Genomic DNA, 26182 nt, shown 5'->3' with positions numbered 1-26182 from the left:
TTTCGCGCCTAGGTGCCGACAGCGAAGTCGTCGGCCGGCGCCTCGACCTTCACCGGCAGGCCGTAGTCGGAGAGCTCCACCAGCACGTGCAGGTCGTAGGCAAAGTCCCCGCCCGGGCCGTTCCCCCGCGTCGTACGGTCGTAGGCCACCGTCCTGATCCGCTTGTCCGCGCCGATCGTCACGTCGCCGACCAGCCTGTCGGCGGTGACTCCCTCAGTCAGGTCCTGCACCGTGACCTCGAAGTGGTAGCCGCCCCCGGGGTTCTGGGTCACCTTCGCCGCGGCCTGCCGCAGCATCCCGAACAGCCGCTGCGGATCCGTCGAGGCGCCCAGCCTGCCGCCCAGCGCGACGTCGAAGTTCAAGCTCGTCTGCCTGCCCTCCTGATACTGGACCCACACGATCTTTCCGCCGTCGCGGGCGGTGCCGCCGACGTACCGGACGCCATTGACCAGGCGCTCGTGCTCCCAGCCGATCGAACCGGGCGGAACCACCCCGGGGGACAACAAGTCCAGGTAACCCGTGGCCGTCGCCGGATCAAACGCACCCTTCGTCACCCAACTCCAGGCCGGCGGCTCGGGCAGCTCGCCCCTCGGCGGGACCTTGTCCTTGTTGTCTGTGGTGACCTCCACCCGGTAACTGATGTTCTCGCTGGCCGCCGTGGCCGCGGCCAGCCGCAGCTGCGGGGACTCCGGATTCGTCGCGGCCGCGGGCCGCTCGGCGACCGACCCGGACGGGCCGGGGCCGCCCGGGCCGACGGTCAGAGCCGCAGCCAGCGCCCCGGCCACCCCGACCACGCCGGCCGCGTACGCCGTGCGGTGCAACGCGGTGCGCCGCCCCACCATGCGGTTCTTTCGCCGCATCGGCTCTCCTTTCGTCGCCACAAGGACCACGAACGGGGACCGACGTTTGGTTGCACGACCCGAAAAAATGTCAGAAAACGGACCGACGACGACGAAAGGCCGCGCGGATCGCGCGGCCTTTCGTGGCGGTACGGGAGGTCAGGGCGTCCAGTCGGGGCGCAACGGGTAGCCGTTCACGCCCTGCGGGCCGTTCTGGGTGGCGAGCACCTGGTGCAGCTGGATCTCGTTGCGCTCGAACGCCAGCCGGGAGCCAGCCATGTAGAGCCCCCACACCCGGGCCGTGCCCGGGCCCACCTCGCCGACGCAGAAGTCCCAGTGCTCGACCAGGTTGCGGCACCAGCCGGCCAGCGTCAGCGCGTAGTGCTGCCGCAGGTTCTCCTCGTGGTGCACCTCCAGCCCGGCGTCGTGGATCTCGCTGATCAGCCGGCCCGGCCCGGCCAGCTCCCCGTCAGGGAAGACGTACCGGTCGATGAACGCGCCGGAGCGGTGCGGCGCCCGGTTGTCCGCCCGGGTGATGCAGTGGTTGAGCAGCCGACCGCCCGGCTTGAGCCGGCCCCGCAGCACGCCGAAGTATGCGGGATAGTTGCGCACCCCAATGTGCTCGGTCAGCCCGATCGACGAGATCACGTCGAACTGCTCGCGCGGCGCGTCCCGGTAGTCCAGGTGGCGCACCTCGGCCAGGTCGCCCAGCCCTTCCCGCTCGATGGCCGCCTGCGCCCACTCGGCCTGCGCCCGGGACAGGGTCACCCCGAGCGCCTTGACGCCGTACTCCCGGGCCGCGTGCCGGACCATGCCGCCCCAGCCGCAGCCCACGTCGAGCAGCCGCATCCCCGGCTTGAGCGCCAGCTTCCCGGCGACCAGGTCGTACTTGGCCCGCTGCGCCTGCTCCAGGGTGTCGTCCGGGCTGCGGAACACCGCGCAGGTGTACGTCATCGACGGGCCGAGCACCTTCTCGTAGAAGGCGTTCGAGACGTCGTAGTGGTGGGAGATCGCGCTGCTGTCCCGCGACCGGGAGTGCCGCAGCCCGTCCATCAGCCGCTTCCAGCGCGGCGCGGCCTCCTGCGGCGGGGGCGGTGGCGGCATCAGCCGCTCCCAACCGAGCCCCTTCACCAGCGCCACCGCCTCACCCATGGACGGCAGCCGCAGGCGCAACTCGTCCTTGACCACCTTCAACGCCTCGTACGGGTCGCCCGGGTGCACCCCCTCCAGCCCCAGGTCGCCGTTGACGTAGGCCCGGGCCATGCCCAGGTCGCCGGGCGCGGTCAGCAGGTAGGACAGCCCCCGCTCGGAATGGATGGCCAGGGTTATGCCGGCGTCGGCCGGGCCGACGGCGCTGTCGTCGTACCCGGTGATGCGGATGGGCAGATCACCGGTGGTGACCGCGCGGATCACATCCGCCACGGTCGGTCCGGTGCGTCGGCCGCCCGCCGGCGGGTCGGCCGGGGCGCTCGCCGCCCCCTGTTCACGGTCGATCAGACTCATGCTCGCGCTACCGCCTTCTCATACAGTCCGGTGAGCCGGTGGTCCGGGTCGTAGCGGTCCTTCACGGCACGCCAGGTCTCCCCGCCGTAGAGCCGGTCGAACGCCGCCCGGTCGTAGTACGCGTCGGAGTAGAGCGACTTGTGCCCGCCCACCTCCGACACCTTGCGCTCGATCTCGCGGTTGACGTCGCCGTCCGCCGCGCCCTCGGCGATCGGCACGCTCCCCCAGAAGCCGACGTTCACGTAGGTCGCGCCCGGTCGGAGCGGATAGAGCGGCCAGGAACGGGCGGCACCGGGGCCGGCCGGCTCGCGCAGCCGCAGCGGGCAGAGCCAGACCGGGCTCATCCTGACCGCCTGCGCGAACCAGCGCAGGAAGTCGGCGGTGCGGTCGAGCGGAATCTCGACATCCTGCACCACCCGCTCCCGGGCCGGGAGCCCCCGCCAGCGGTCGACCCGGGCGGCCACCTGGTAGCGATTCTCGAATCGGACGATCCGGTGATAGAAGTCGCTGCGGCGGTACCGCTGCGGCCACAGTCGACGGACCGCCGGATGCTGCACCCCGAACGCCGCCGAGCACCAGAACCAGTCGGTGTCCCATCGCCACAGATAGTCGTACGTGGTGAGCACGTCCCGGGTGAGCCGCCGCACCGAGCGGTAGTAGATGTCCTGGCCGGTGTAGTCGCTCGGGCGTGCGGTGGCGGCCTCGTCGGTGAAGGTCCCCAGCACCAGGTACGCCTCGCCGGGGCTGAACACCACCCCGTCCATCGCGTCGATCGGGTCGCCGTCCCAGGTGCCCTTGGCGACCACCTCGCCGATCGCGTCGGTCAACTCCTCGAGCCGGGTGAACCGGATGTTGCGCAGGGTCACGTACCGGCGGACCGGCTGAAGCTCGATCCGCAGCCGGGTGGCGTAGCCGAGGCTGCCCAGCGAGTTGGGGAAGGCCCGGAACAGTTCCGCGTGCTCGCCCTCGGGCCGGGCGGTGACGATCTCACCGGCCCCGGTGAGGATGTCCATCTCGCGCACCGACTCGTGGGGCAGCCCGTTGCGGAACGAGGTGGACTCGATGCCCAGCCCGGTCACCGCGCCGCCCAGGGTGATCGTGCGCAACTGCGGCACGACCAGCGGCATCAACCCGTGGGGCAGGGTCGCGTCGACCAGATCCTCGTAGGTGCACATGCCCTGCACGTCGGCGGTGCGGGCGGCCGGGTCGACCGAGAGCACCCCGGTCAGGCCGCTGACGTCCAGCCCCGGCACCCGGGGCGCCGATCTCGGCCGGAACAGGTTCGAGGTGCGTTTGGCCAGCCGCACGGGCTCGCCGGCGGGCACCGCGGCGTACGACCGCCGCAGCGTGTCCACCGCCTGATCATGGTCAACCGGATGATCCACACGCTGCGCACGCATGAGATCACATTACGCCTGCTCCGCCAGGTTGGCGGGGTGTCCACCGTGGCCGTTTCGCATCCACCGGCCGGTCGGCGGGTTACCGTTTCGGGCATGCCGTCCCCCGCGATCGCCGCCCTCGACGCCGCCGGGCTGCCATACCGCGTGATCCGGCACGGCCCGGTCCGCAGCCTCGCCGAGGCGGCGCGGGCGCGCGGCGTCGAGGTCCCCGACGTGGTCAAAACGATCGTGGTACGCCGCGGCGAGGACGACCACCTCTTCGTGCTCACCCCCGGCGACCGGGTCATCTCCTGGCCCAAGCTACGCGCCCTGCTCGGGGTGAGCCGGCTGTCCATGCCGGATGCCGAAGCCGCCCGGGCCGCCACCGGCTACGAACGGGGCACCATCACCCCCTTCGGCTCGACCATCGCCTGGCCGGTCGTCGCCGACGAGCGGCTGCGCGGCCAGGAGATCACCCTCGGCGCGGGCGAGCACGGCGTCGCCGTCGCGATCGACGCCGACGCCGCCCTCACCGCGCTCGGCGCGACGGTCGCCGACGTCACCGACCCGGAACCGGCCCGCTGACGCACGTCGGCTGAGTCACGCTCGCGTCGGGGTGGTTGGCCATCGGCGGTCGCCGTGGGTCAGGATGCCCCCATGTCCGAGCCACACACCGACCCGCCCGGCACCGTCTACGGCACCCGCCGGGCCCTCCTGCTGCGCCTGCCGCAGGACCCGCTGATGCGGATCGCGCTGGGCGTCGCGGTGGTCGGCGTACTCCTGGGGGTCGTCTTTGCCACCGGCGTGTTCGCCGGGGGCGGTGATGACCGCGACCGGCCGGTGCCCGCGGCGGCCGTGTCGAGCCCGACGGCGAGCGAGTCGAGCCCGGCCGAGCCCACCACGGAACCCACCACCGAAGCGCCCTCGCCGACGGACGCGCCGCCTCCGCCCCCCGCAGGCGGGCCCGCGGTGTTCCGTGGGGTGCCGTCCGGCCGCTGCCTCGGGGTGACAGGCGAGAACCCGGAGGGCGCGCTGGCGGCGCTGGCCGACTGCACCGGCGGCGCGGAGCAGCAGTGGGTGGCCACGCCGGTCACCGACGACGTGTTCACGCTGGTCAACGCGGGCAGCGGCATGTGCCTGGACGTCGCCGGGGAGAGCACCGACGACGGTGCGGGGGTGCAGCAGTGGTCCTGTAACGGGCAGGCCAACCAGCAGTGGCGGCTCGCCCCGGCCGGTGCCGGCCCGGTGCTGCTGGTCGCCGTGCACAGCGGCAAGTGCGCGCAGGTCACCGACGCCAGCACCGAGCCCGGCGCCCAGCTGCAACAGGTGACCTGCACCGGCGCTGCCGAGCAGCAGTGGGCGCTGGGCTGACCACTGCACGGCGGGCGGCTCAGCCCCGGTAGCTCCAGGCCCGGCGGCCGACAGCGACGGGCAGCGCGACCGGTGCCGCGCTGCCCGGCCGGCGCAGCAGCAGCGAGAGCCCGGCCGCGCCGATCGACAGCGCACCGGCCGCGTACCAGGCCAGGGTGTACTCGCCGAGCTGGTCGCGGACCAGACCGGCACCGGTCGCCGCCACCGCCGCGCCGACCTGGTGGGCGGCGAACACCCAGCCGAAGACCACCGCACCGGACGCGCCGAAGTGTTCCCGGCACAGCGCCACCGTCGGCGGCACGGTCGCCACCCAGTCCAGGCCGTAGAAGATGATGAAGACCAGCATGCTGGGCTGGGCGGTGCCGGCGAAGAGGCTGGGCAGCACCAGCAGCGACGCGCCGCGCAGCGCGTAGTAGGCGCCGAGCAGCAGGCGGCTGTCCACCCGGTCGGTGAGCCAGCCGGAGGCCACCGTACCGACGATGTCGAAGATGCCCACCAGGGCGAGCAACCCCGCCGCAGTGGTCTCCGGCATGCCATGGTCGTGCGCGGCCGGCAAGAAGTGGGTGCCGACCAATCCGTTGGTGGTCGCGCCGCAGATCGCGAAGCCGCCGGCGAGCAGCCAGAACGGCCGGGTCCGCGCGGCGGCGGTGAGCGCGCCGACCGCCCGGGCCGCCGCCCCACCGGCCGGCGGGGCCGGGCGCACCACCTCGGTCGCGCCGTAGGCGGGCAGGCCGAGCTCCGCCGGGTGCTCGCGCAGCAGCCAGACCACCAGGGGTACGACCGCCAGCGCGGCCCCGGCGACGACGAGTGCCGCCACCCGCCAGCCGTGGGCGCGCACCAGCACGGCGAGCAGCGGAAGGAAGACCAGCTGCCCGGCCGCCCCGCCCGCGGTGAGCACGCCGGTGACCAGGCCCCGCCGACGGACGAACCAGCGCCCGGTCACGGTCGCCACGAACGCCAGGGCCATCGAGCCGGTGCCCAACCCGACCAGCACGCCCCAGCAGAGGATCAGTTGCCAGCTCGCAGTCATCCCGACGGTCAGGCCGCTGCCCAGGGCCACCAGCACCAGCGCGCTCGCCACCACCCGGCGGATGCCGAACCGGTCCATCAGCGCGGCGGCGAACGGCGCGGTCAGCCCGTACAGCAGCAGGTTGACCGAGACGGCGGCGGAAATGGTCGCGAGGGGCCAGCGGAACTCGGCGTGCAGCGGGTGCAGCAGCACGCTGGGGGTGGCACGGAAGCCGGCGGCACCGACCAGCGCGACGAAGGCGACGGCGGCGACGGTCCAGGCCGGGTGGAGACGGTGTCGGGTCACGCACCGAGTCTCGGGGGCGGCGGCCGAGGCGACGAGTGGCCGGAAAGCCATCATGCGCAATAATCGGGCCATGGCCGTCGTTCCGCACCGGATCGCGGTGCTCGCCGTCGACCAGGTGGTCGGCCTCGACCTCGGCACCCCGTCCCAGGTCTTCGGCACCGCCCGCGCCGAGGACGGGACGTCCCTCTACCGCGTCGACACCTGCACCAGCGGCGGTCTGCCGGTCCGCAGCACGGCCGGCTTCCGGGTCCTCCCCGACCACGGGCTGGAACTGGTCGAGGCCGCCGACACGGTGGTCGTCCCCGGCATCCACGGCGGTTCGCCGCTGATCGACGGCACCGTCGACCCGGCCGTCGCGGCGGCGCTGCGGGCCGCCCACGAGCGGGGCGCCCGGATCATGTCGATCTGCACCGGCGCGTTCGTGCTGGCCGCCGCCGGGCTGCTCGACGGCCGCCGGGCCACCACCCACTGGGCGTACGCGAACCAGTTCCGCCGGCTGCATCCCCACATCGAACTGGACCCGGACGTGCTCTTCATCGACGACGGGGTGCTCACCTCGGCCGGGGTGGCCGCCGGCCTCGACCTCTGCCTGCACGTCATCCGCACCGACCACGGCAGCGCGGTGGCCAACTGGTCCGCCCGGCGCTGCGTGGTGCCACCGTGGCGCGACGGCGGCCAGGCGCAGTACATCGAGCACCCGATTCCCCGCGCCACGGGGACCGGCACCGCGGCCACCCGCGAGTGGGCCCGGCAGCGGCTGCACGAGCCGGTCGCCCTGCGCGACCTGGCCGCGCACGCCCAGATGAGCGTCCGCACCTTCACCCGTCGCTTCCGCTCCGAGACCGGGCTCAGCCCGGCGCAGTGGCTGCTCCAGCAGCGCACCGACCACGCCCGGCTGCTGCTGGAAACCACCGACCTGGCCGTCGACCAGATCGCCCGCCACGCCGGCTTCGGCACCGCCGCCGCCCTGCGCCAACACTTCCACCACCGCGTCGGCGTCGCCCCCAGCGCCTACCGCCGCGCCTTCCACCGGAACTGCTGACCCAGCCGTCAGGAGGGGTGGGGACGGGGGCGGAGGGCGCGGAGTTGGGCCAGGTGCATGGGCAGGTGGACGCGGGTGTGCAGGTCCAGGGCACGGCCCCAGGGCAGTGACCCGTCCACGTCCAGGTCGAAGCCCTCCCGCAGCACGGTGTCGACCGGGGTCTCCGCGGCCGGGCCGAGCCGGTCGGCGAGCGTGCACAGCTTCTGGCTGGTGGCCCGCAGCAGCGCGGCCAGCCCGTCCAGGCCGCCGTACTCGGAGATCAGCGCGTCGAGCTGCGGCCGGTGGATGGTCTCCAGGTCGTAGTACGCGAACGGGGAACCGGCCAGCACCGCCTCCGTGGCCTCGCTCATCAACTCGTCGCTGGCCGCCAGGTGCGCGACGATCTGCTCGGCGCTCAGCTCACCATCCTCGGGCGGCCCGAACCCGCCCGCGTCCAACTCCGCGAGCACCGCCCCGTACGCCCGCCGCAGCGCTTCGGCGTCCACCCCGTCCACGCACCGCATCCAACCCCGCCGCGACCCCACCACACGGTGCCTACCGTGCCCGGTTCACCCGGACGAGGGCACGTGAGTCGTCTGCGACATCAGCTCGACAGCGTGCGAAGGGAGGACTCGCGGCCGACGCCGGGCGGTTGGCTCGGCACCACGAAGCCCGACTCGTACGCGGCGATCACCGCCTGGGTCCGGTCCCGTGCGCCCAGCTTGGCCAGCACGTTCCCGACGTGCGTCTTCACCGTCTCCACCCCGACCACCAGCCGCCCGGCGATCTCGGTGTTGGACAGCCCGGTAGCCATCAGCCGCAGCACCTCGGCCTCCCGGTCGGTGAGCCGCGCCGAGCGCAGCCCGTCCCCGCCCCGACCCCCGTACGCCCCGACGAGCTGCCGGATCGCCGCCGGGAAGAGCAGCGACTCCCCCGCCGCGACCACCCGGATCGCCTCCACCACCTCGCTCGGGCGGGCCCGCTTCAGCAGGAAGCCGCTGGCCCCGGCGCGCAGCGCGTCGTAGACGTACTCGTCGTTGGCGAACGTGGTGATCACCAGCACCCGGGGCGGGTCGGCGGAGGTGGCGAGCAGCCGCCGGGTGGCCTGGATGCCGTCGATGGCAGGCATCCGGACGTCCATCAGCACCACCCGGGGACGCAGCTTCGCCACCAGCGGCGGCACCTCCGCCCCGTCCGCCGCCTCGCCGACCACCCGCAGATCCGGCTGGGCGTCGATGATCGCCCGCAGCCCCAACCGGATCAGCTCGTCGTCGTCGACGATCACCACGTCGATGCTCACCCGGCTTCTCCCCTCGGCACCGGCAGGAACGCCCGAACCCGCCACCGCTCGCCCTCCGGGCCGGCGGTGAGCCGCCCGCCGAGCAACAGCACCCGCTCCCGCATGCCGTCCAGCCCGCGCCCGCCGCGCCCCGGCCCGGTCCCGCCGCGCAGGCCGTTGACCAGCTCGATCTCCAACCCTCGACAACTTTCGCTCGGCGCCGCCGCCTGGGCAGGTACGGCCACCCGCACCGTCACCGCGCCCTCGCCGTGCCGGGCCGCATTGGTCAGGCCCTCCTGCACGATCCGGTAGCCCTCCCGGGACACCGCCGCGGGCAACTCCCCGACCGCCCCGCTGACCCGCACGTCCACGGCGAGGCCGGCGGCCCGGGTGTCGGCGACCAACCGGTCCAGCCGAGTCAGCGTCGGCTGCGGGGCGGTGGGGGCCGGCCGGCCGGCGTCCTCCGACTCGCGCAACAGCCCGAGCACATGGTCCAGGTCGTCCATCGCGTGCCGGCTGGTCTCCTCGATCGCGCGCAGCGCCCGCCGAGCGAACTCCGGGTCGGCGTCGAGCAGTTCGCGGGCGGCACCGGCCTGGAGGGTGGCCACGGTCAGCGCGTGCCCGACCGAGTCGTGCAACTCGCGGGCCAGCCGGTTTCGCTCGGCCAGCCGGACCGTCCGGGCCTCCAGCGCGGCGATCCGCTCGCCCTGGGAGGGGCCGAGCAGCACCGGCGCCATCGACGCGGCGAGCGCGCCCAGCCCGGCCACCGCGTAGCCGAGCCCGACCAGCAGCACCACCCCGGTCAACGTCGCCCCGACCGGGTTGGCGATCAGCGCCCCGAACCCGTCGTCGGGGACCGCGCCCGGGTCGACACCGAACGGCCCGGCGAGGAAGACCAGTGCCATCGGGAAGGCGCTGATCGCCGCGAACAACACCAGACCGCCGGTGAACAGGTGCAGGGCGATCCAGAGCGCGGCGCGTACCCGGGTCTCCCGGTCGATCCGGTGGCCCGCCGCAGGCTCGGGCAGGTCAACCGCGAGCAACGCCCGGGCGGCGGCGATCTCCAGCGCCCGGCTGCCCGAGAGGAACACCGGCACCGCCGCGAGCACCACGGCCACCAGCAGCAGCCCGAAAACCACCGCCCGGGGTACGTCGTCGACGGCCAGTATCTGGGCGAAGGCCGCCGCAAGCAGCGCGTACGGCAGCGCGAGCACCCCGCCGAGCAGCAGGAACACGGCACGCCGCCAGGTGCTGCCCTGCACCAGCGGCCCCAGCATCCCGCCGACCCTCACCCCGCCATTCTCCCGCCCGGCCCGCCCTACCACCTCCCCCTCGTCGGGGAGATCCTCAGCGGTGCTCCCGCACGTACTTCTCCGGGTCCTTGTCGAGGAAGGGCAGGTTGCGGCCGTTCTTGTGCTCGCCGTAGAACCGCAGCCAGCGCGCCCCCAGCTCGGCGCGCAGCTCGACGCCGGCGTGCCGGCGGAAGTCGGGCAGCGCCTCGTCCTCCTCCTCGGCCAGGTGCTCGCTGTTCTCCCGGCGGGCCCGCCACACCGCCGCCCACCACGCGTCCGAGCCGACCTCGTGGCGCTTGGACTCGGCGATCGCGTCGCGGATCTTGTTGTGGTCGCCGATGGCGTCCTCGGTCTCCTCCTCGCCGTCGTCGCCGTGCCGCACCAGGTGCGGATAGAGAATCGCCTCCTCCGCCTCGGCGTGGATGTCCAGGTGCAGGGCGAGCGCATCCCAGACGGCCAGCAGCTCGGTCGGGTCGCGGGCGTCGTCGAGCCGGGCGAAACCCCGCCGGAAGGCGGCGTGGTCGTCCAGGATCAGCGCGGTGATGTCGTCCATGACAGGGTCACCTCCGGGTCGAGCGGCACGAGGCGCATGGCCTGAAGCTACCCGCAGCGACCGGCCGGCACGCCTGTTCCGCCGTCCCGGCGCACTGGCCCGGCGCTCCTCATCCGCCGCGGAGCGCCCCAGCCCTCCGCCAGGCGGGACGGGTGCAGGTTGGGTCCCCCGCCGTAGAACTCAAGGAATTTCATAATGAGCGGATCCCATTTGTCCGGATCGATATAGCGGTTGGCGCCGGGCACGAGGAGGCCTTCCTCGACATGCACCTGGACCACCTGAACGTCGACCGCCACGACGCCGGAGCCCGGCTCGCCGAAGGCGTGCATCCGGTTCAACGTCGCCTCAAGCTGGATGAGACATTCCGCGACCCGTGGCGGAGTGACCTTGTCCGAGGGGACCGGGGTCAGGCCAGCTGCGGCAAACTTGTCCGCCTCGTGCCGGTAGCCCTTGGCCCGCTTGTGCGGCGGCACGATCCGGCTCCCGGTCAACAGCGCCAACCTGTCGACCGCCGATACGAGCGTGGGGTGCGCGAGATTCAACACGCACTGCTCGCTGCTGGCGAGGTTCTGGGTTGTCTGCGATGTCTCGTCCAAGCCGAGCATGCCCGACTGACCGACCCAGAACGCCGAGGACATCGGCGCCAGGTTCGGTGAGCCGTCCTCGTTGCAGGTGCTGATCAGGACAACCGGGGTACCAAAATAGAGCACCCGGGGCTCGATGACGCGATGCATGGACGCCGCCCTCCGCTGGGGATTGCCGCCGGCAACTCTGGCAGGCGTCACATGCTGTGGCTGGCGGAAACCGGACGACAACTTCAGTCGATATGCTTCCCGATCGTGACCTACCTCGCCGCTGAACAGCGTTACGACTCGATGACCTATCGGCGCAGCGGGCGGAGCGGCCTGCGCCTACCCGCCATCTCACTCGGGCTATGGCACAACTTCGGGCCGGACCGGCCCCACGAGCGGCAGCAGGACATCGTCCGGCGCGCGTTCGACCTCGGGATCACCCACTTCGACCTGGCCAACAACTACGGCCCGCCGCCCGGCTCGGCGGAGGAGAACTTCGGCCGGCTGCTCGCCACCGACCTGAAGGCGTACCGGGACGAGCTGGTCATCTCCAGCAAAGCCGGCTACCTCATGTGGCCCGGCCCGTACGGCGAGTGGGGCTCCCGCAAATATCTGGTCTCGTCGCTGGACCAGTCGCTGCGCCGGTTGGGGCTCGACTACGTCGACATCTTCTACTCGCACCGCTTCGACCCGGACACGCCGCTGGAGGAGACGATGGGCGCGCTGGACGCCATCGTCCGCTCCGGGAAGGCGCTCTACGTCGGCGTCTCCAACTACGACTCGGAGCAGACCGCCCGGGCCGCGGCGATCCTGCGCGACCTCGGTACGCCACTGCTGATCAACCAGCCGGCGTACTCGATGTTGAACCGCTGGACCGAGGCCGACGGGCTGCTGGACACGCTGGAGAAGGTCGGGGCGGGCTGCATCGCCTTCAGCCCCCTCGCCCAGGGCCTGCTCACCGACCGCTACCTGCACGGGATCCCGGCGGACTCCCGGGTACGCACCAGCGTCTTCCTCAACGAGAGCGACCTCACCGAGGCGCGGATGGCGGCCATCCGGGGGCTCGGCGCGATCGCCGAACGGCGCGGCCAGTCGCTGGCCCAGCTCGCGCTGGCCTGGGCGCTGCGTGACCCGCGAATGACCAGCCTGATCATCGGGGCGAGCAGCGTGGCGCAGTTGGAGGGGAACGTGGCCGCCCTGGACAACCTCGACTTCACCGCCGAGGAGCTGACCGAGATCGACGGCCATCTGGGCTGACCGCAGCGGAGCTCAGGCTCTAGAGTGTCGACAGCCGATCAAGGAGCGTGCCGTGTCCGAGCCGCCGTCGTCGTCAGACTCCCCCCGGACCGCCTCGGCGTCCGGGCCGACGGGCGCTGACCTCCCCGCCGACGTCACTCCGTACCTGCTCGTCATGCCCAGCATGGACGGAGCGCCGCCCGGGATGGTGTGGCCCGGCCAGGAGGGCCAGCCCGCGTGGGCGATCCCGGTGTCCGTGCCGCCCGGCACCCGCGGCTATGCGGTGTTCGTGCCGCTGCTGCCGGCGGGCGAGGACCAACCGGTCGCCGACCCCGGGCAGTCCGCCACGCCCCGGATCACGGAGCCCGCGCCCGGCGTGCCCGCCCAGGCGGCACCGCCGGCCGTCGAGGCCGCCCCGGCAACCGTCGAAGCCACCCCGGCAGCCGACCAGGCCGCCCCGCCAGCCGGGCCGGACCAGCCCACCGCCGAGCCGGCGGTGACCCCGCCCCCGGGCTATCCGCCGATGCCCCCGTACGCCGTGACGCGGCCCGTGCTGCACCCCGGAGGCGGCTGGGGGCCCCGCCCGCCGACGCCCCGCATGTCGTTCCTCAGCGCGCGCTGGCCCGGACCGAAGCAGGAGACCGGACGAGCCGCGCCGCTCGCGGTGCTGGCCGGCGCGCTCGGCACGGCGTCCTTTGTGCCGCTGAGCCGGGTCGGCATCGGCTGGTTCCTCGGCTGGCTCACCCTGACCCTCGGCGTGTTGCCGGCAGTGTGGCGGCGTACCGCCGATCTGCCCCGCACCGAGCGCCTGATCCGCGGCGGCTGGGCCGCCGCGGCCCTGGCCCTGCTCGCGGTCCTCGCCTTCCGCAACGCGTGGTGGCTGGTGACGTTCTGCGTCCTCGGCGCACTGGGCTGCGCGACGCTGGCCATCGTCGGCGGCCGGCTGGTCCGCTCGATCCTGTTCGGCCTGGTCGCGACGCCGTTCGCGGCGTTCCGCGGGCTGCCCTGGGTACGCCGGCACATCACCGCCTCCCCCAACGCCGGTCTGGTCCGCCGGGTTGCCGGCTCGGCGGCCGTCACCGTGCTGGTGTTGGTGATCTTCGGCAGCCTGCTCGCCTCGGCCGACGCGAAGTTCTCCGAGCTGCTCGGCGCGACGGTCCCCGAGACCGACGGCGGCTCGATGTTCCGCTGGATCTTCCTGGCGGCCGTCGGCGGGCTGATCGCCGTCGCGGCGGTCTACACCCTGGCCGCCCCGCCCGACCTGTCGACCGTCGACAAGCCGAGCACCCGCCGCGTCGGCCTGCTGGAGTGGGCCCCGGCCATCGGGGCACTCACGCTGCTCTTCGCCGGCTTCGTCGTGGTGCAGTTCGCCGTGCTCTTCGGCGGCCAGCGGCACGTCCAGGAGGTCGCCGGGCTGAGCTACTCCGAATACGCCCGCAGCGGCTTCTGGCAGTTGCTGTTCGTCACCCTGCTCACGCTGGCCGTGCTCGGCGGGGTGAGCCGCTGGGCCAGCCGGGAGCAGCCGGTCGAGCGCGTCGTGCTGCGGATCATGCTCGGCCTGCTCAGCACGCTCAGCGTGGTGATCGTGGCGTCGGCCCTGTCCCGCATGTGGACGTACCAGAAGGTCTACAGCTTCACCGGCGAGCGGATCTTCGTGATGGCGTTCGAACTGCTGCTCGGCGCGGTCTTCCTGCTGATCCTGGCGGCGGGCATCCGGTGGCGGGGTCGGTGGATCCCTGGCACCACCGTGGCGCTGGCCGTGGCGATGCTGCTCGGCCTGGCGGTGCTCAACCCCGAGGACTACGCCGCGCGGCGCAACATCCTCCGGTACGAGCAGGCCGGCAAGATCGACGCCTGGTACCTGCGGGCCCTCTCCGCCGATGCCACCCCGGCCCTGGCGAAGCTGCCCGATCCGGTACGCCGCTGCACCCTGAGCTGGATCGCCAAAGACCTCAAGGGATCCGACCCCTGGTACGCCTGGAACCTGGGCCGGTACCGGGCCCGGCAGGCGCTCGACCAACTCGGCCCGGGCGCGATCGGCGGGCCGAAGGACTGCCGCAAGGCCGACCAGTTCGACCTGCCCAAGACCCGCCACACCCGCTGACGGTCGGGGGCCGGGCCACGCCGAGCGCGGTCCGGCCCCCGGCCACCAAACGACCCCTATCCACAGACATCGATACGTGGTAGAAATTTCACGGGCCGGCCCTCCGTTTCGCAAACATCTTTCCCTGCTGCGAATCAGGAGATGCCATGTCAACGACCCGTCATGTAGTGCGCCGCCGCATGCTCACCCTGCTCCTCGCGGGCGTCGCGGCGATCGGCACCACCCTCGGCCTCGGCACCCCCGCCTTCGCCGTCAGCCACGCCAGCGCCACCTCCCAGCTGAGCGCCGCCGGCATCGGCTGGGTCTCAAGCGGCAACTGCAGCGACCGCAACACATCGACGTGCACCTCGTTCGAAGGCATCCGCCAGGCCACGATCGACGGCATCATCACCTTCAAACGGGCCAGCGGCTGCGCCATCACCATCACCGGCGGCACCGAGACCGGGCACGCCAGCGGCACGTACAGCCACTGGAACGGCTACAAGGTCGACATCGCCAAGACGACCTGCGTCGCCAACTGGATCACCAGTGCCTACACGTACATGGGCTACATATCCGGCTGGGGTTACCAGTATCGGGCCCCGTCGGGCAACCTCTACACCGACGAGGGCAACCACTGGGACATCCTGTACTACACCTGCGGCTGCTGACGCCTGAACAGCCCGTACGCACGCCGAGGAGCCGACGGCGCCCATCGGCCCGGCGCGCAGTCCGCACGCAGACTGCGCGCCGGCCGAGGCTTATCTGGCTCTACCACCCGAAGCGGTCATTTACTCACCAAAACGCGTGTAGCGGCACACGTCTCGATACTCTCTCGGCTATGAGCGAGCCGAGCCGGACCGGCGCCGCGGGCGCACGGGCGCATGGGTCGCCACACCCAGGAGTCGACCCGAAATGGTGGACTCTCGCAGCGGTCTCTCTGGGCACGTTCATGCTGCTGGTCGACCTGACGATCGTGAACGTCGCGCTGCCGGACATCCAGGCGTCACTGAGCGCCTCCCTCTCCGACGTGCAGTGGGTGGTCGACGGCTACGCGCTGACCCTGGCCGCGTTCCTGCTGACCGCGGGGTCGCTGGCCGACCTCTACGGCCGCCGCCGCCTGTACCTGGTCGGCCTGGTCGTCTTCACCGCCGCCTCAGCGCTGTGCGGCATCGCCCAGTCCCCGCTCATGCTCGAACTGTCCCGCGGCCTCCAGGGCATCGGTGGGGCGATCATGTTCTCCGTCTCGCTGGCTCTGATGGCCAACGCGTTCCATGGCGCGGAACGCGGGTTGGCCTTCGGCGTCTGGGGCGCCCTGGCAGGCGTCGCCGCAGCCGTCGGACCCATCGTCGGCGGCGTCCTGGTCTCCGGCCTGTCCTGGCGATGGATCTTCTTCGTCAACGTGCCCATCGGAGCCATCGCGCTGGCGCTCACCATGGTGCGGGTCGTCGAGTCGCGCGACGAGCAGGCCACCCGACCGGACTGGCCGGGCTTCGTCCTGTTCTCCGGGGCACTGGCCAGTCTGATCTACGCGCTCATCGAATCCGGACGCAGCAGCTTCACGGCCACCCCGGTGATCGCCTGCTTCGCCGCCGCCGCAGTGCTGCTCATCGTCTTCCTGCTGCTCGAGATCCGAAGTCGGCACCCGATGTTCGACCTACGGCTGTTCCGGGTCCCCACCTTCGTCGGTGGCGGCATCGCCGCGTTCGGCCTCTCCTTCAGCATCTTCGCCATGCTGCTCTACGTGGTCCTCTACCTGCAGAACGTGCTCGAATACAGCGCCCTGCAGACCGGCGTGCGGCTGCTCACCCTCTCCGTCGGCGTCCTGGTCGCCAGCATCGTGGCGGGACGGCTGAGCGAGAAGGTGCCGATCCGCGCCCTCATCGGTCCGGGGCTCGTCCTGACCGGCGTCGGGTTGTGGCTCATGCGCGGCCTGACCGCGGCCTCCTCGTGGACACACCTGATCCCGGGGCTCATCGTGGCCGGCGTGGGCATCGGGTTCGTCAACCCACCGCTGGCCTCCACCGCGGTCGGGGTCGTGGAGACCCGGCGATCGGGGATGGCCTCGGGTATCAACCTGACCTTCCGGCAGGTCGGCCTCGCTACCGGCGTCGCGCTGTTGGGCACCCTGTTCGCCAACCGGCTGACCGCCCTGGTGCAGTCCCGGGCGGCCGGCACCCCGCTCGCGCCACACAGCGCCGAGATCGCCACAGCACTGCGCAATGGCAACGTGAGCCGGTTGTTCATGACCACCCCACCGCAGGAGCGCGGCCTGCTCGTCGAGATCGCGCGCGGTAGTTTCGCCAGCGCCCTGGACGAGATCCTGTGGATCGCGGCGATCGTCACCCTGGCCGCCGGAGTCCTGTCCTTCCTCCTGATCCGCTCAAAGGACTTCGTCTCACCCCCGCAGGGATGATCGTTCCCGACCAATCACGGCGGGGGCACCGGGCAGGATGGGAGCGTGGCCCACGGCTCATGGAAGCCGGTTCAGCTGTTCCTTGCGGCGCAGCAGGGCCGCCCTCGCACGGCGGGCGGCACGCAGATTGACGATGGCCAGGACGCCCAGCCCCAGCACCACGACGACCAACGACGGCTCCAGCTTGTGCCGCAGGGTGGTGATGACCAGCGCACCGGCGGTGAACAGCAGCCAGGCGCCCAGTCCGAGCCAGCCGGCCACGACGCGATCCTGAGCGAACATCGGCGCCCTGCGGGTCACGGCCCAGCCACCGAAAGCCGCCCAGCACAATCCGATCGCCGCCAGTACCGCGAGCGCCACCGTCGTCCGTGGTGGCAGCCCGGGCTCGGTCGCCCACAGCAGCCCGATCAGGCCGCTGCCGGCGAGCCCGGTGAGCGCCAGCGTCACGTATCCGATCCTCTTCCGCAGCGACAGCGGCGCGTCGAGCCGCTTGAGCAGGTCTTCGGGCGTCATGCCTCGTATCCCTTCCGCGCCAACTCGCGGCGCAACAACTTCCTTGCCCGGTTGAGCCGCGACTTGATGGTGCCGACCGGAACAGCGCAGATCTGCGCGCACGCGTCCAGCGGTAGATCCTCGAGATAGAACAGCAGCAGCACCTCCCGTTCCCTGGCCGGAAGCGCCGCCAACGCGCCACCGACCGTCTCCCGATCGACCACTGCCTCCGCCTCGTCGGCTCCCGGCACGTCGTCGACCAACTCCGGCTCGGGACGCGCGTAGACGTCACGCAGCCGGTTCATCACAGCCCGGCGAGCGATGGCGAACAGCCAGGGGGCGAACCGGTCCGGCTGCCGCAGCCGCGGCAGCCCCTTGAAGACCGCCAGCCACACCTCCTGCACCACATCGTCGTCGGGCCCGGTCAGCATCCGCCCCACGTACCGCTCGATCGCCGGATGCCAGGCCCGGATCAACTCGGCGAAGGCGTCGCGTTCGCCCAACTGGCAGCGAATCACCAACAACTCATCGGCCATCTGCCCTCCTTCGCCTGTTCAGTCGCGACCCACGCCGTACAGGTTCACTTCTCGTCCAAGGCCGTACGAGCCGTGGTGTACCGCTGTCAGCGTCGTGTGCGTGCGCTGTCAGCGGCCCCGGCCATGATGAGTGCCATGAGCTACGCATTCGAGGCGGAGGGCCTGGTCAAGCGGTTCGGTACGACGACCGCGCTGGCCGGGATCGACCTCGCCGCACGACGGGGGACCGTGTTGGGTGTGCTGGGGCCGAACGGCGCCGGCAAGACCACCGCGGTTCGGATCCTCGCCACATTGCTGCGCGCCGACGAGGGGCGCGCCACGGTCGGGGGGTACGACGTGGTCCGCGATGCCGCGCAGGTGCGCCGGATGATCGGGCTGACCGGGCAGTACGCCTCGGTCGACGAGGACCTGACCGGCACGCAGAACCTGGTGTTGATCGGCCAGTTGCTCGACCTCACCCGTCGGGAGGCCAAGGCGCGCGCGGCCGAGCTGCTCGCCTGGTTCGACCTGACGGACGCGGCCGGGCGGCCGGCCAAGACGTACTCCGGGGGCATGCGCCGCCGCTTGGACCTTGCGGCCAGCCTGGTCGGCCGGCCGGAGGTGATCTACCTGGACGAGCCGACGACCGGTCTCGACCCGGCCAAGCGTGAGGACATGTGGGGCGTCGTCCGCTCGCTGGTCAACGACGGCTCGACCGTGCTGCTCACCACGCAGTACCTGGAAGAGGCCGACGCGCTGGCCGACGAGATCTCGGTGATCGACCACGGCCGGGTGATCGCGCACGGTACGCCGGCCGAGCTGAAGCGGATCGCCGGCAGCCAGACGATCGCGGTCCGGCCGACCGACCCCGCCCGGGTCGGCGACGTCGCCGACATCCTGCGCACCTCGACCGGAAACGAGCCTGAACTGCCCCAGCCGGGCCTGCTCACCGTGCCGGTCGAGAGCGACGCGCCGTTCACCGCGGTGGTCCGCCGGCTCGACGAGGCCGGCATCGGGGTGATGGAGTTGGCGCTGCGACTGCCCAGCCTCGACGAGGTGTTCTTCACGTTGACCGGCCACGGTGCCGACGACCGTCAGGAGGTGGCGGCATGACGACGATGACCCGCCCGGCCGGGCCGCCGCAGCAGACCCGTACCCCCAGGGCCGCCGGCCAGAAGCGCCCCTTCGGGCTGGTCCGGCACAGCCTCGCGCTCGCCGTCCGCAGCCTGATCAAAACCATTCGTACGCCCGAGCAGCTGCTGGACGTGACCCTGCAGCCGATCATGTTCGTGGTGATCTTCGTCTATCTGCTCGGCGGTGCGATCTCCGGCTCGCAGCACGCCTACCTGCAGTACCTGCTGCCGGCGATCATGGTGCAGACCCTGATGTTCGCGTCGATCGCGACCGGCGTCAGCCTCAACACCGACGTCGAGAAGGGCGTCTTCGACCGGTTCCGCAGCCTGCCGATCGCCCGGTCCGCGCCGCTGGTCGGCTCGGTGGTGGGCGACCTCATCCGGTTCGTGGTCTCGATCGTGGTGCTGTTCGCGTTCGGCTACGCCATCGGCTTCCGGATCGGCACCAATCCGTTGTCGACCATCGCGGCCTGCCTGCTGGCGATGGCGTTCGCGTTCGCCGTCAGCTGGATCGGCGTGCTGCTGGGCGTGCTGATGCGCAGCCCGGGCGCCGTGCAGGGCACCGCCTTCCTGGTGTTCTTCCCGCTGACGTTCGGCACCAACATGATGGTCCCGACGAGCACGCTGCCCGGCTGGTTGCAGGCGTGGGTCAAGATCAACCCGGTGACCGACCTGATGGAAGCGGCCCGCGGCCTGATCATCGGCGGCCCCGTCGCCAAGCCGGTGACCCAGTCGCTCATCTGGATCGTGGCGATCATCGCGGTGTTCGCGCCGCTCGCGGTGCGGGCGTACCGACGCCGAGCCTGAGCCACCCGGACGGCTCAACGAACCGGGTCGGTGCCCACCAGCGCGAGGGCATCGGCTCGGCTCAGGCCGTACCCACGGGCGTACGAGGCGGCGTACGCCTCGTCGCCCAACTCCGCGCGCAGTTGCTCGGTGAGCCGCTGCGCGTCGATGTTGGACCGGTCGGGCCGGCCGCGCAGCGAGTCGGACGTGCCGAGCAGCTGGGCGGCCAGCTCGAACCGGCCCTCGGCGGCGGCGATGGCGACCCACCCGACCGTGACGACCGCGACGACCGGCATGTCATGGGCGGCGACACCACAGTCAACGGCCTCGGACACGCGCTGGCGCGCGGTTGCCGCGTCGCCGAGGGCGAGCGCGAGATGCGCCATCCCGGCCAGCAGCAACCCGCGCACCTGCGGTGCGAGCATCGGCACCCCCTCCAGGCGGCGCGTCGCCTCGGCGAAGCATTCCCGCGCCTCGTCCAGCGAGCCCTCCAGCCGGGCCATGTCGCCGAGCATCATCAGCCCGAACGCGGCGTCCTGGACGGCCCGGTCGGTCACCTGGTCGGCGACGAACCGGCGCAGACTTTCCTTGGCCCCCGCCACGTCACCCGACCGGGCGCGCATGGTCGCCAGCAGGATCACCTGGAACCCCGGCTCCTGCGCGGGGTTCAGCTCGCGCGAGAGTCGCGCCGATTCCTCGAGCGCGGCCGTCGCCGCCTCGAAGTCGCCACGCTTGATGAGCGCATCGGCGTACGTTGCCAGGGCCGCCGACAGGCTCCACCGCTCGCCGACCACGCGCAGCTCCTTCGTGGCCTGGGTCAGGTCACGAAGCATGCCCTCGGCGTCGCCGTCGTTCTCCCTGATCTGGCCACGCATCGCGAGCAGCGTCCCGTCGGTCCACGGGTCGGCGTGGCCCCGCGCCCGGTCGACCGCGGCGATGCCGCCGCTCGTGTCATCGGTGAAGACCGCCAGGGCCGGTTCGAGCAGGGGCACGTACGGGTTGGTCGACCCCTGCGCCGCGCGGATGGCCGAGGCCAGCTCCGCGACCTGCGCCGCCTCCGGCATGACGGCAGCGCCGAGCGCCTCCGTGATCATGCCGATGGCGAGCACGACGGCGCGCTCGCCCAGTGGGGCGGGCCCGGGCAGCGCGAGCGCGCGGACGAGCACGTCGCCGCCGAGGCCGTCGCCCCAGATCGCCAGCGGCAGTGCGAGCGCCGCGCCGATGCGCAGCGCGGTGTCGGCGTCACCGGCATCGCAGGCGAAGTGCAGCGCGCCCACGATGTTGTCCCGCTCCGCCTCCAGCAGCCGCAGCCAGGGCAGCTGACCGGCGGTGCGCAGGTGCGGGTCGGCGGTCTGCACCAGGTGCAGGAAGTACGCGGCGTGGGCGGCGCGGGCAGCCGCGACACCACCGACCTCGGCGAGCCGTTCCAGGCCGTACTCGCGGATGGTCTCCAGCATCCGGAACCGTCCGTCGCCGACGATCTGCAGCAGCGACTTGTCGACCAGCGCGTCGAGCAGCGCCGCAGCGTCGCTGCCGGCCGTGCCGGCCGCCGAGTCGGCGGTGACCGACGAGGGGAACACCGCGAGCCGTTCGGTGAGCCGGCGCTCGCCGTCGGTGAGCAGCCCCCAACTCCAGTCGACCACCGCGCGCAGCGTCCGGTGGCGTGGCAGGGCCGTCCGGCTGCCCCCGGTCAGCAGCCGGAACCGGTCGTCGAGGCCGGCGGCGACCTGCCGCGGGGAGAGCGTCCGGAGCCGGGCCGCGGCCAGCTCGATGGCGAGCGGCAGGCCGTCGAGGCGACGGCAGATCTCCACGACGTCCCCAACGTTGCCATCGGTCACCGCGAAGCCGGGACGTACGGCCACGGCCCGGTCGCGCAGCAGCTGTACGGACGGATACGCCAGCGCCTCGACCGGGGTCACGTCCGCCGGCGGAAGCCGCAGCGGCGGCACGGGGTCGAGCGCCTCCCCCAGGATGCCGAGCGGCTCGCGGGAGGTGGCCAGGATGCGCAGCCCCGGGCAGCGGCCGAGCAGCTCGTCGGCCAGTTGGGCGGCGGCGTCGATGACATGCTCGCAGTTGTCGAGCACGATCAGGGTCTCGTCGGCGAACAGCGCGTCGACCAGGCGGCCCATGGTGTCGCGCGGGGTGAGGCGGGCGGCTTCGAGCGCCCGATCGCGGCGGCCGAGCGTGTCGAGGACGGCGCGCGGCACGTCGGCCGGGTCGGTGATCGACGCCAGCTCGACGAGCCAGGCGCCACCGGCGATGCCGTCGGACAGGATGCCGGCGGCGGCGCTCGCCAACCGGGTCTTGCCGGCGCCGCCCGGCCCAACCAGGGTGACCAGCCGGTTCTCGGCGAGCTGCTTGGTGAGCTGGCGCAGATCCTCGTCGCGGCCGACAAAGGTGGTGAGCGCGGCGCGCAGGTTGCCACGTGGCGCGGCGGTGGCCTCGGCCGGCGGCGGCGCGGCCTCGCCACGGAGCAGGGCGAGGTGGGCGGCGCGCAGCTCGGGCGAGGGATCGACCCCCAGCTCGTCGGCGAGCCGCTGGCGGATCCGCTCGTACGCCGTGAGCGCCTCGGCCGGCCGACCGGCGGCGGCCAGCGCACGCATGTGCAGCGCGGCGAGCCGTTCCCGCAACGGGTGGGCGGCGGTCAGCTCGTCGAGCTCGGCAACGAGCTGCGCGGGGTGACCGAGGCGTAGCTCCGCCTCGATGCGGCCCTCCTGCGCGGTGAGGCGCAGCTCGTTCAGCCGACCTGCGGCGGCGATCGCGTACGCGGCGTCTGCGACGTCGACCAGGGCCGGGCCACGCCAGAGCGCCAACGCCTCGCGCAGGGTGGCGAGGGCCGGGCCGGCGTCACCACCACGCAACGCCTCCTGGCCCGCGCGGGTGAGCCGCTCGAACCGCTTGACGTCGACGTCGTCGGGGCCGAGGTCGAGCCGATAGCCGGCCGGTCCGGACAGCACGCCGAGCCCGGGTACGGCCCGGCGCAGTCGCGACACGAGCGACTGCACGGCGTTCGCGGTGTCGGTGGGCGGTGTGTCGCCCCACAGCGCGTCGGCCAGCGCGTTCACGCCCACCGGGCGGCCCGGGTCCAGCGCGAGCCGGATCAGCAGCGCGCGCAGGCGCGTACCGGCCACCTCGACAACCTGGTCGCCGTCGCGGACCTCCAACGGCCCAAGGATGCCCACCCGCACGGTCCAACTCTCTCATTCGTCACTCATGACAGACCAACCTTGATGGCACGATGCTGACCGTCGTTCACACCGATCGAGGCACAACAAGAAGGTGGCGCTGTGACCACGATGGAAAGCATCTTCCTGATCGCCGGCCTGGGGTGTGGGGGCGACGTGCCTCCTGTTCCTGCGCCGGGTGCTGATCATCGTCCGCCTGGTGCTGCGCGGTGAACGGGCCCAGGGGTGGTGTGCACGGCGACAGCTGGTCCGTAGCGCCAGCACAAGCTCGGGGGCCAGCAACTCTCACCCCGAGTTCACCTTCGCTTTCCGTACGTCCGCGGCGAGACCGTTGAGTTCAAGGATCGGCCGGGCGCCTTCGGATACGAGGAGGGCGCACCGGTGCGGGTCTGCCACGACGCAGCGCGCCCGCACAAGCGGGCCACCATCGCCGGGCCGGACACCTGGGGCCCGGTGTACGTGAGGCTGTTCGTAGCCCTGCCGATGGGGCTCGTGTCGTATGTGGCGCTGACCACTCTGGCGCGCGAATGGGGCTTTCTCAGCAGGTATTGAGCTGCGGGCGAGGTCATCGCAGACGGTCCGCAATGCGACGCTTCACTCGCCAGAACCAGACAGCACGAGCCAACAGCGCGAACGTACCCTCCCACGGAACGCAACAGCTTGGGAGGTTTCATGCCAGGAACCGAGCGTCCGGTCAATGTTGAAGCATTTCCTAATGCGCCCGGCGCGATCACCATAACGTGGAACCACAGCGGCGAAGGCGTTTATTGGTTTGTGGTTGAGCAACAGTCGCCGCCTGCATACTGGACGCCCGACCGCGACAAACGCACATGGACCATTACCGGGCTGACCCCCAGCACCACATACAACTACCGCGTTTGCGCTGTTTATGACTACAATCGCGTGTGTTCAGACGAGGCCGGCACCGGATACACGAGCGTAACGACGATGCCGCCGGCACCGGAATCGTCACAGCCGTCGGCGCCACCGACCGAACAGGAAAGTCCGCAACTCCCCGCCAGCGTCGGAGCTTTCGAGTCGATCAACTTTCCAGGCCACTTGATGCGCCACCGGAATTATTTGGGCGATCTGACAACAGTCAGTAGTGCGCTGGATCGGGCGGACGCCACCCTCAGAGAGGTATCAGCCCTGGATGGCACACGGGACGCGGTGAGCTTCGAATCGATCAACTTTCCGGGCCATTACCTGCGGCACCAAAACTTCCGCATCAAGCTGCAGAGGGATGACGGCAGTAACCTCTTCCACAGGGACGCATCGTTCAAGACCTACCGCCAAGGTGTCTTTGCGCATAGGCGCTTCGAGTCCGTAAACTACCCTGGCCACTACGTTCGCCATGCCAACTTCCAACTCTGGCTGGCGAAGGATGACGGCAGTGAGTCGTTCCAGAAAGACTCCACCTGGCGACGTCTGCCACCACCTACCGTTAACGTGCCGCCCGGTACGCTGTCGTTCGAATCGCGCAACTTTCCCGGCCGTTTCATCCGCCATCGCAATGAGCTGGGCGAGGTGACACCGGTCACAAATGATCTGGACAAGTCGGACTCATCTTTTGTCGTGCGTCAGGCGTTGATCAGGAAGGGAGAACAAGCTCCCGGATATTCCGATGACGCTCGGGAAATTGCCGTGAGTCTGGAGTCGATCAACTACCCCGGCCACTTCCTTCGTCACCAGAATTACCGTCTCAAGCTGCAGCCGAACGACGGCAGTTTGTTGTTCCGCCAGGACGCAAGCTTCTTCTATCAAGACGGAGGCTGCTGGTCGGGAAACTGCCCGATGGGTTTTGAGTCGGTGAACATGCCCGGCTACTATATCCGCCACTCTGACTTTCAGCTGTGGCTGGCAAAGAGAACAGATATCAGCCCCGCCGAGGACTCGGTCTGGCAGCCCGTACCGCCGCTCAGGTGACGCGTGGGGCTTGTCGAACACCAATCTCCGCAGTCGTGTTGGACACCCAGGCGATCCGCGCGGCCAACCCCGCCACCGGCGTTGTGCCGTCGAGGCGGGCCGTCAGCTCGCCGAACCGGCCTTGAGCCCAGTCAGGAAGGTGGCCCAGGAACGGCCGTCGAAGCTGAGCATCGGGCCGGTGCGGTCCTTGGTGTCGCGGACGTCCACCGCGCCACCAACAAACCGCACCTCGACACAGGCCGCGTTGTCCGAGCTACGGGACGACTTGAACCAGCCACGATCGGGGGTGGGGCGAGCCATCAGGTCATCTCCTTGGCGATCCGCCGGATCAGCGCCAGCGACTCCGCCGAGCTTAACGCCCGTTCCCGCGCCTCGGCGAAGGTGATCGCGTAGTCCGCGACCCGGGCGGACTGGTCGATGATGTCACTGGAGGTGAGCACCTCCTGCCAGACGAGGTCGGGCAGCCGGGGCGACGGGAACGACAGGATCTGGAACGGACCGCCGAGCGCGGGGTGTGCCCCGGCGCCAAAGGGCATGACCCGGATCTCGATCTGCTCCGGCCGCTCGGTGAGCAACCGGTCAAGGTGGTCGAGCTGGGCGCGCATCACTGCCGGACCGCCTACCGCGACCTACCGACCTGGCATGGAACTGGCACGCTGCTCCCTCGGGAGCGCGGCCACTTCAACCCCGCTGGCCCCGCTGCTGCCTGCGACGCCATGTGATCAGGAGACTGGCCACTGCGCCAACGGCGACGGCCAGCAGTGCCCAGCCGCTGGATGCCGCAGCTTCCGGCACGGGTAGGGCGGTCTGACGTCCACTCTCCGGCTCGTGATCATTCAGATCCATATGATCACGGTAACGTTCAAGTTCGACCGAGTCGACGCTCGCTCAAGCCTCCGCGCAAGACGGGCGCTGACCGCTGCCGGCATCCCTGATGGCCTCGGGCTGCACCTGCACGACCTGCGGCACTCCGGCAGCACATGGTCGGCGCAGAGCGGCGCGAAGTTGAAGGAGTTGATGGCGCCCATCAGGCATTCCAGCACCTACGCCGCCGTGACACGGTTCAGGCACGTAGCGGCCTGAGAGCAGGTGAAATGATAAACGCCCTGGTGTGGGATTATCTCCCTCACCAGGGCGTTTCGCTCGGGTGGAGCCGAGGGGACTCGAACCCCTGACCCCCACACTGCCAGTGTGGTGCGCTACCAGCTGCGCCACGGCCCCTTGCTGTCGTCCCCGGTCGCCCGGGCACGGAGAGAACTATACACACGCCGGCCCGCATGGTCATA

The 26182-nt window shown here is 71.3% G+C and carries 24 protein-coding genes, 1 tRNA gene and 2 pseudogenes; 12 read left to right on the top strand and 15 right to left on the bottom strand.

Annotation, left to right across the window (positions count from 1 at the left end; genetic code table 11):
- Window positions 1–8: 8 nt before the first annotated feature.
- The 3 genes from AB0C02_RS07115 to AB0C02_RS07105 all read right to left on the bottom strand — a co-directional run bounded on the left by AB0C02_RS07115 (window position 9) and on the right by AB0C02_RS07105 (window position 3742).
- Complete coding sequence (locus AB0C02_RS07115; RefSeq protein WP_357542069.1) at window positions 9–860, bottom strand: hypothetical protein; 852 nt, start codon at window positions 858–860, stop codon at window positions 9–11.
- A 138-nt stretch (window positions 861–998) separates the two neighbouring features.
- Complete coding sequence (locus tag AB0C02_RS07110) at window positions 999–2342, bottom strand: class I SAM-dependent methyltransferase (protein ID WP_357542067.1); 1344 nt, start codon at window positions 2340–2342, stop codon at window positions 999–1001.
- Complete coding sequence (locus AB0C02_RS07105) at window positions 2339–3742, bottom strand: FAD-binding oxidoreductase (RefSeq protein ID WP_357542065.1); 1404 nt, start codon at window positions 3740–3742, stop codon at window positions 2339–2341. Before AB0C02_RS07105 ends, AB0C02_RS07110 begins: the two co-directional genes overlap by 4 nt.
- Window positions 3743–3835: 93 nt before the next feature.
- Here AB0C02_RS07105 and AB0C02_RS07100 point away from each other — a divergent pair, with 93 nt between their 5' ends.
- Window positions 3836–4306, top strand: coding sequence for a YbaK/EbsC family protein (locus AB0C02_RS07100; protein ID WP_357542063.1), 471 nt, complete (start codon window positions 3836–3838; stop codon window positions 4304–4306).
- A 72-nt stretch (window positions 4307–4378) separates the two neighbouring features.
- Window positions 4379–5092 carry an RICIN domain-containing protein gene (locus AB0C02_RS07095; protein ID WP_357542061.1) on the top strand — a complete coding sequence of 238 codons (714 nt, stop codon included), beginning with the start codon at window positions 4379–4381 and terminating at the stop codon, window positions 5090–5092.
- Between the two features lie 19 nt (window positions 5093–5111).
- Here AB0C02_RS07095 and AB0C02_RS07090 read toward each other — a convergent pair whose 3' ends face one another.
- Window positions 5112–6407 carry an MFS transporter gene (locus AB0C02_RS07090; protein WP_357542059.1) on the bottom strand — a complete coding sequence of 432 codons (1296 nt, stop codon included), beginning with the start codon at window positions 6405–6407 and terminating at the stop codon, window positions 5112–5114.
- Window positions 6408–6459: 52 nt separating this feature from the next.
- Between AB0C02_RS07090 and AB0C02_RS07085 the strand changes: the two genes are divergently transcribed.
- Window positions 6460–7449 carry a helix-turn-helix domain-containing protein gene (locus AB0C02_RS07085; RefSeq protein ID WP_357542057.1) on the top strand — a complete coding sequence of 330 codons (990 nt, stop codon included), beginning with the start codon at window positions 6460–6462 and terminating at the stop codon, window positions 7447–7449.
- Window positions 7450–7457: 8 nt separating this feature from the next.
- Here the strand turns inward: AB0C02_RS07085 and AB0C02_RS07080 are convergent, their stop codons facing one another.
- From AB0C02_RS07080 to AB0C02_RS07060, 5 genes are all read right to left on the bottom strand, one after another.
- Window positions 7458–7934: a hypothetical protein gene (locus tag AB0C02_RS07080; protein ID WP_357542374.1), complete on the bottom strand. Its 477-nt coding sequence runs from the start codon at window positions 7932–7934 to the stop codon at window positions 7458–7460.
- Between the two features lie 98 nt (window positions 7935–8032).
- The gene (locus AB0C02_RS07075; RefSeq protein WP_357542055.1) at window positions 8033–8728 is read right to left on the bottom strand and encodes a response regulator transcription factor; all 696 of its coding nucleotides are present in this window, start codon (window positions 8726–8728) and stop codon (window positions 8033–8035) included.
- On the bottom strand, window positions 8725–9999 hold the full coding sequence (locus tag AB0C02_RS07070; protein WP_357542053.1) for a histidine kinase: 1275 nt from the start codon (window positions 9997–9999) through the stop codon (window positions 8725–8727). Before AB0C02_RS07070 ends, AB0C02_RS07075 begins: the two co-directional genes overlap by 4 nt.
- 55 nt (window positions 10000–10054) lie before the next feature.
- Window positions 10055–10552, bottom strand: coding sequence for a hemerythrin domain-containing protein (locus tag AB0C02_RS07065; RefSeq protein ID WP_357542051.1), 498 nt, complete (start codon window positions 10550–10552; stop codon window positions 10055–10057).
- 47 nt (window positions 10553–10599) lie between these two features.
- The gene (locus AB0C02_RS07060) at window positions 10600–11286 is read right to left on the bottom strand and encodes a flavin reductase family protein (protein ID WP_357542049.1); all 687 of its coding nucleotides are present in this window, start codon (window positions 11284–11286) and stop codon (window positions 10600–10602) included.
- Window positions 11287–11337: 51 nt separating this feature from the next.
- Here AB0C02_RS07060 and mgrA point away from each other — a divergent pair, with 51 nt between their 5' ends.
- The 4 genes from mgrA to AB0C02_RS07040 all read left to right on the top strand — a co-directional run bounded on the left by mgrA (window position 11338) and on the right by AB0C02_RS07040 (window position 16859).
- Window positions 11338–12381 carry an L-glyceraldehyde 3-phosphate reductase gene (gene mgrA, locus AB0C02_RS07055; protein ID WP_357542047.1) on the top strand — a complete coding sequence of 348 codons (1044 nt, stop codon included), beginning with the start codon at window positions 11338–11340 and terminating at the stop codon, window positions 12379–12381.
- Between the two features lie 52 nt (window positions 12382–12433).
- Entirely contained in the window at window positions 12434–14464 is a 2031-nt protein-coding gene (locus AB0C02_RS07050; RefSeq protein ID WP_357542045.1) for a DUF4173 domain-containing protein, read from the top strand.
- A gap of 146 nt (window positions 14465–14610) precedes the next feature.
- A complete protein-coding gene (locus AB0C02_RS07045; protein WP_357542043.1) occupies window positions 14611–15114 on the top strand; it encodes a hypothetical protein in 504 nt (167 codons plus the stop codon).
- 170 nt (window positions 15115–15284) lie between these two features.
- Window positions 15285–16859 (top strand): MFS transporter, encoded by a 1575-nt coding sequence (locus tag AB0C02_RS07040; RefSeq protein ID WP_357542041.1) that lies wholly within the window; start codon window positions 15285–15287, stop codon window positions 16857–16859.
- Window positions 16860–16916: 57 nt separating this feature from the next.
- Here the strand turns inward: AB0C02_RS07040 and AB0C02_RS07035 are convergent, their stop codons facing one another.
- Together AB0C02_RS07035 and AB0C02_RS07030 are read right to left on the bottom strand one after the other, a co-directional pair.
- Window positions 16917–17372: a hypothetical protein gene (locus AB0C02_RS07035; RefSeq protein ID WP_357542039.1), complete on the bottom strand. Its 456-nt coding sequence runs from the start codon at window positions 17370–17372 to the stop codon at window positions 16917–16919.
- Window positions 17369–17887: a sigma-70 family RNA polymerase sigma factor gene (locus AB0C02_RS07030; RefSeq protein ID WP_357542037.1), complete on the bottom strand. Its 519-nt coding sequence runs from the start codon at window positions 17885–17887 to the stop codon at window positions 17369–17371. The genes AB0C02_RS07035 and AB0C02_RS07030 overlap by 4 nt, the downstream gene beginning before the upstream one ends.
- A 135-nt stretch (window positions 17888–18022) precedes the next feature.
- Here AB0C02_RS07030 and AB0C02_RS07025 point away from each other — a divergent pair, with 135 nt between their 5' ends.
- Together AB0C02_RS07025 and AB0C02_RS07020 are read left to right on the top strand one after the other, a co-directional pair.
- Entirely contained in the window at window positions 18023–18979 is a 957-nt protein-coding gene (locus tag AB0C02_RS07025) for an ATP-binding cassette domain-containing protein (protein ID WP_357542035.1), read from the top strand.
- Entirely contained in the window at window positions 18976–19806 is an 831-nt protein-coding gene (locus AB0C02_RS07020) for an ABC transporter permease (RefSeq protein WP_357542033.1), read from the top strand. Before AB0C02_RS07025 ends, AB0C02_RS07020 begins: the two co-directional genes overlap by 4 nt.
- A gap of 14 nt (window positions 19807–19820) precedes the next feature.
- Here AB0C02_RS07020 and AB0C02_RS07015 read toward each other — a convergent pair whose 3' ends face one another.
- Window positions 19821–22949: a BTAD domain-containing putative transcriptional regulator gene (locus AB0C02_RS07015; protein WP_357542032.1), complete on the bottom strand. Its 3129-nt coding sequence runs from the start codon at window positions 22947–22949 to the stop codon at window positions 19821–19823.
- A gap of 324 nt (window positions 22950–23273) precedes the next feature.
- On the opposite strand from AB0C02_RS07015, the pseudogene AB0C02_RS07010 reads away from it, so the two are divergent.
- Window positions 23274–23522, top strand: a pseudogene (locus tag AB0C02_RS07010) (hypothetical protein); the annotation flags it as partial.
- A 120-nt stretch (window positions 23523–23642) separates the two neighbouring features.
- On the top strand, window positions 23643–24896 hold the full coding sequence (locus tag AB0C02_RS07005) for an AbfB domain-containing protein (protein ID WP_357542030.1): 1254 nt from the start codon (window positions 23643–23645) through the stop codon (window positions 24894–24896).
- Between the two features lie 102 nt (window positions 24897–24998).
- Here the strand turns inward: AB0C02_RS07005 and AB0C02_RS07000 are convergent, their stop codons facing one another.
- Window positions 24999–25196: a DUF397 domain-containing protein gene (locus tag AB0C02_RS07000; protein WP_357542028.1), complete on the bottom strand. Its 198-nt coding sequence runs from the start codon at window positions 25194–25196 to the stop codon at window positions 24999–25001.
- Window positions 25196–25507, bottom strand: a pseudogene (locus AB0C02_RS06995) (Scr1 family TA system antitoxin-like transcriptional regulator); the annotation flags it as partial. The pseudogene AB0C02_RS06995 and the gene AB0C02_RS07000, both read right to left, overlap by 1 nt.
- Before the next feature lie 217 nt (window positions 25508–25724).
- On the opposite strand from AB0C02_RS06995, the gene AB0C02_RS06990 reads away from it, so the two are divergent.
- Window positions 25725–25979, top strand: coding sequence for a hypothetical protein (locus AB0C02_RS06990; RefSeq protein ID WP_357542026.1), 255 nt, complete (start codon window positions 25725–25727; stop codon window positions 25977–25979).
- Window positions 25980–26044: 65 nt separating this feature from the next.
- On the opposite strand, the gene AB0C02_RS06985 is transcribed toward AB0C02_RS06990, so the two are convergent.
- Window positions 26045–26117: transfer RNA gene (locus AB0C02_RS06985), tRNA-Ala, on the bottom strand.
- Between the last annotated feature and the right edge of the window lie 65 nt (window positions 26118–26182).

It is taken from the genome of Micromonospora sp. NPDC048999 (assembly GCF_040649295.1).
Classification (GTDB): domain Bacteria; phylum Actinomycetota; class Actinomycetes; order Mycobacteriales; family Micromonosporaceae; genus Micromonospora.
This window is presented reverse-complemented; position numbering and strand designations above follow the sequence as displayed.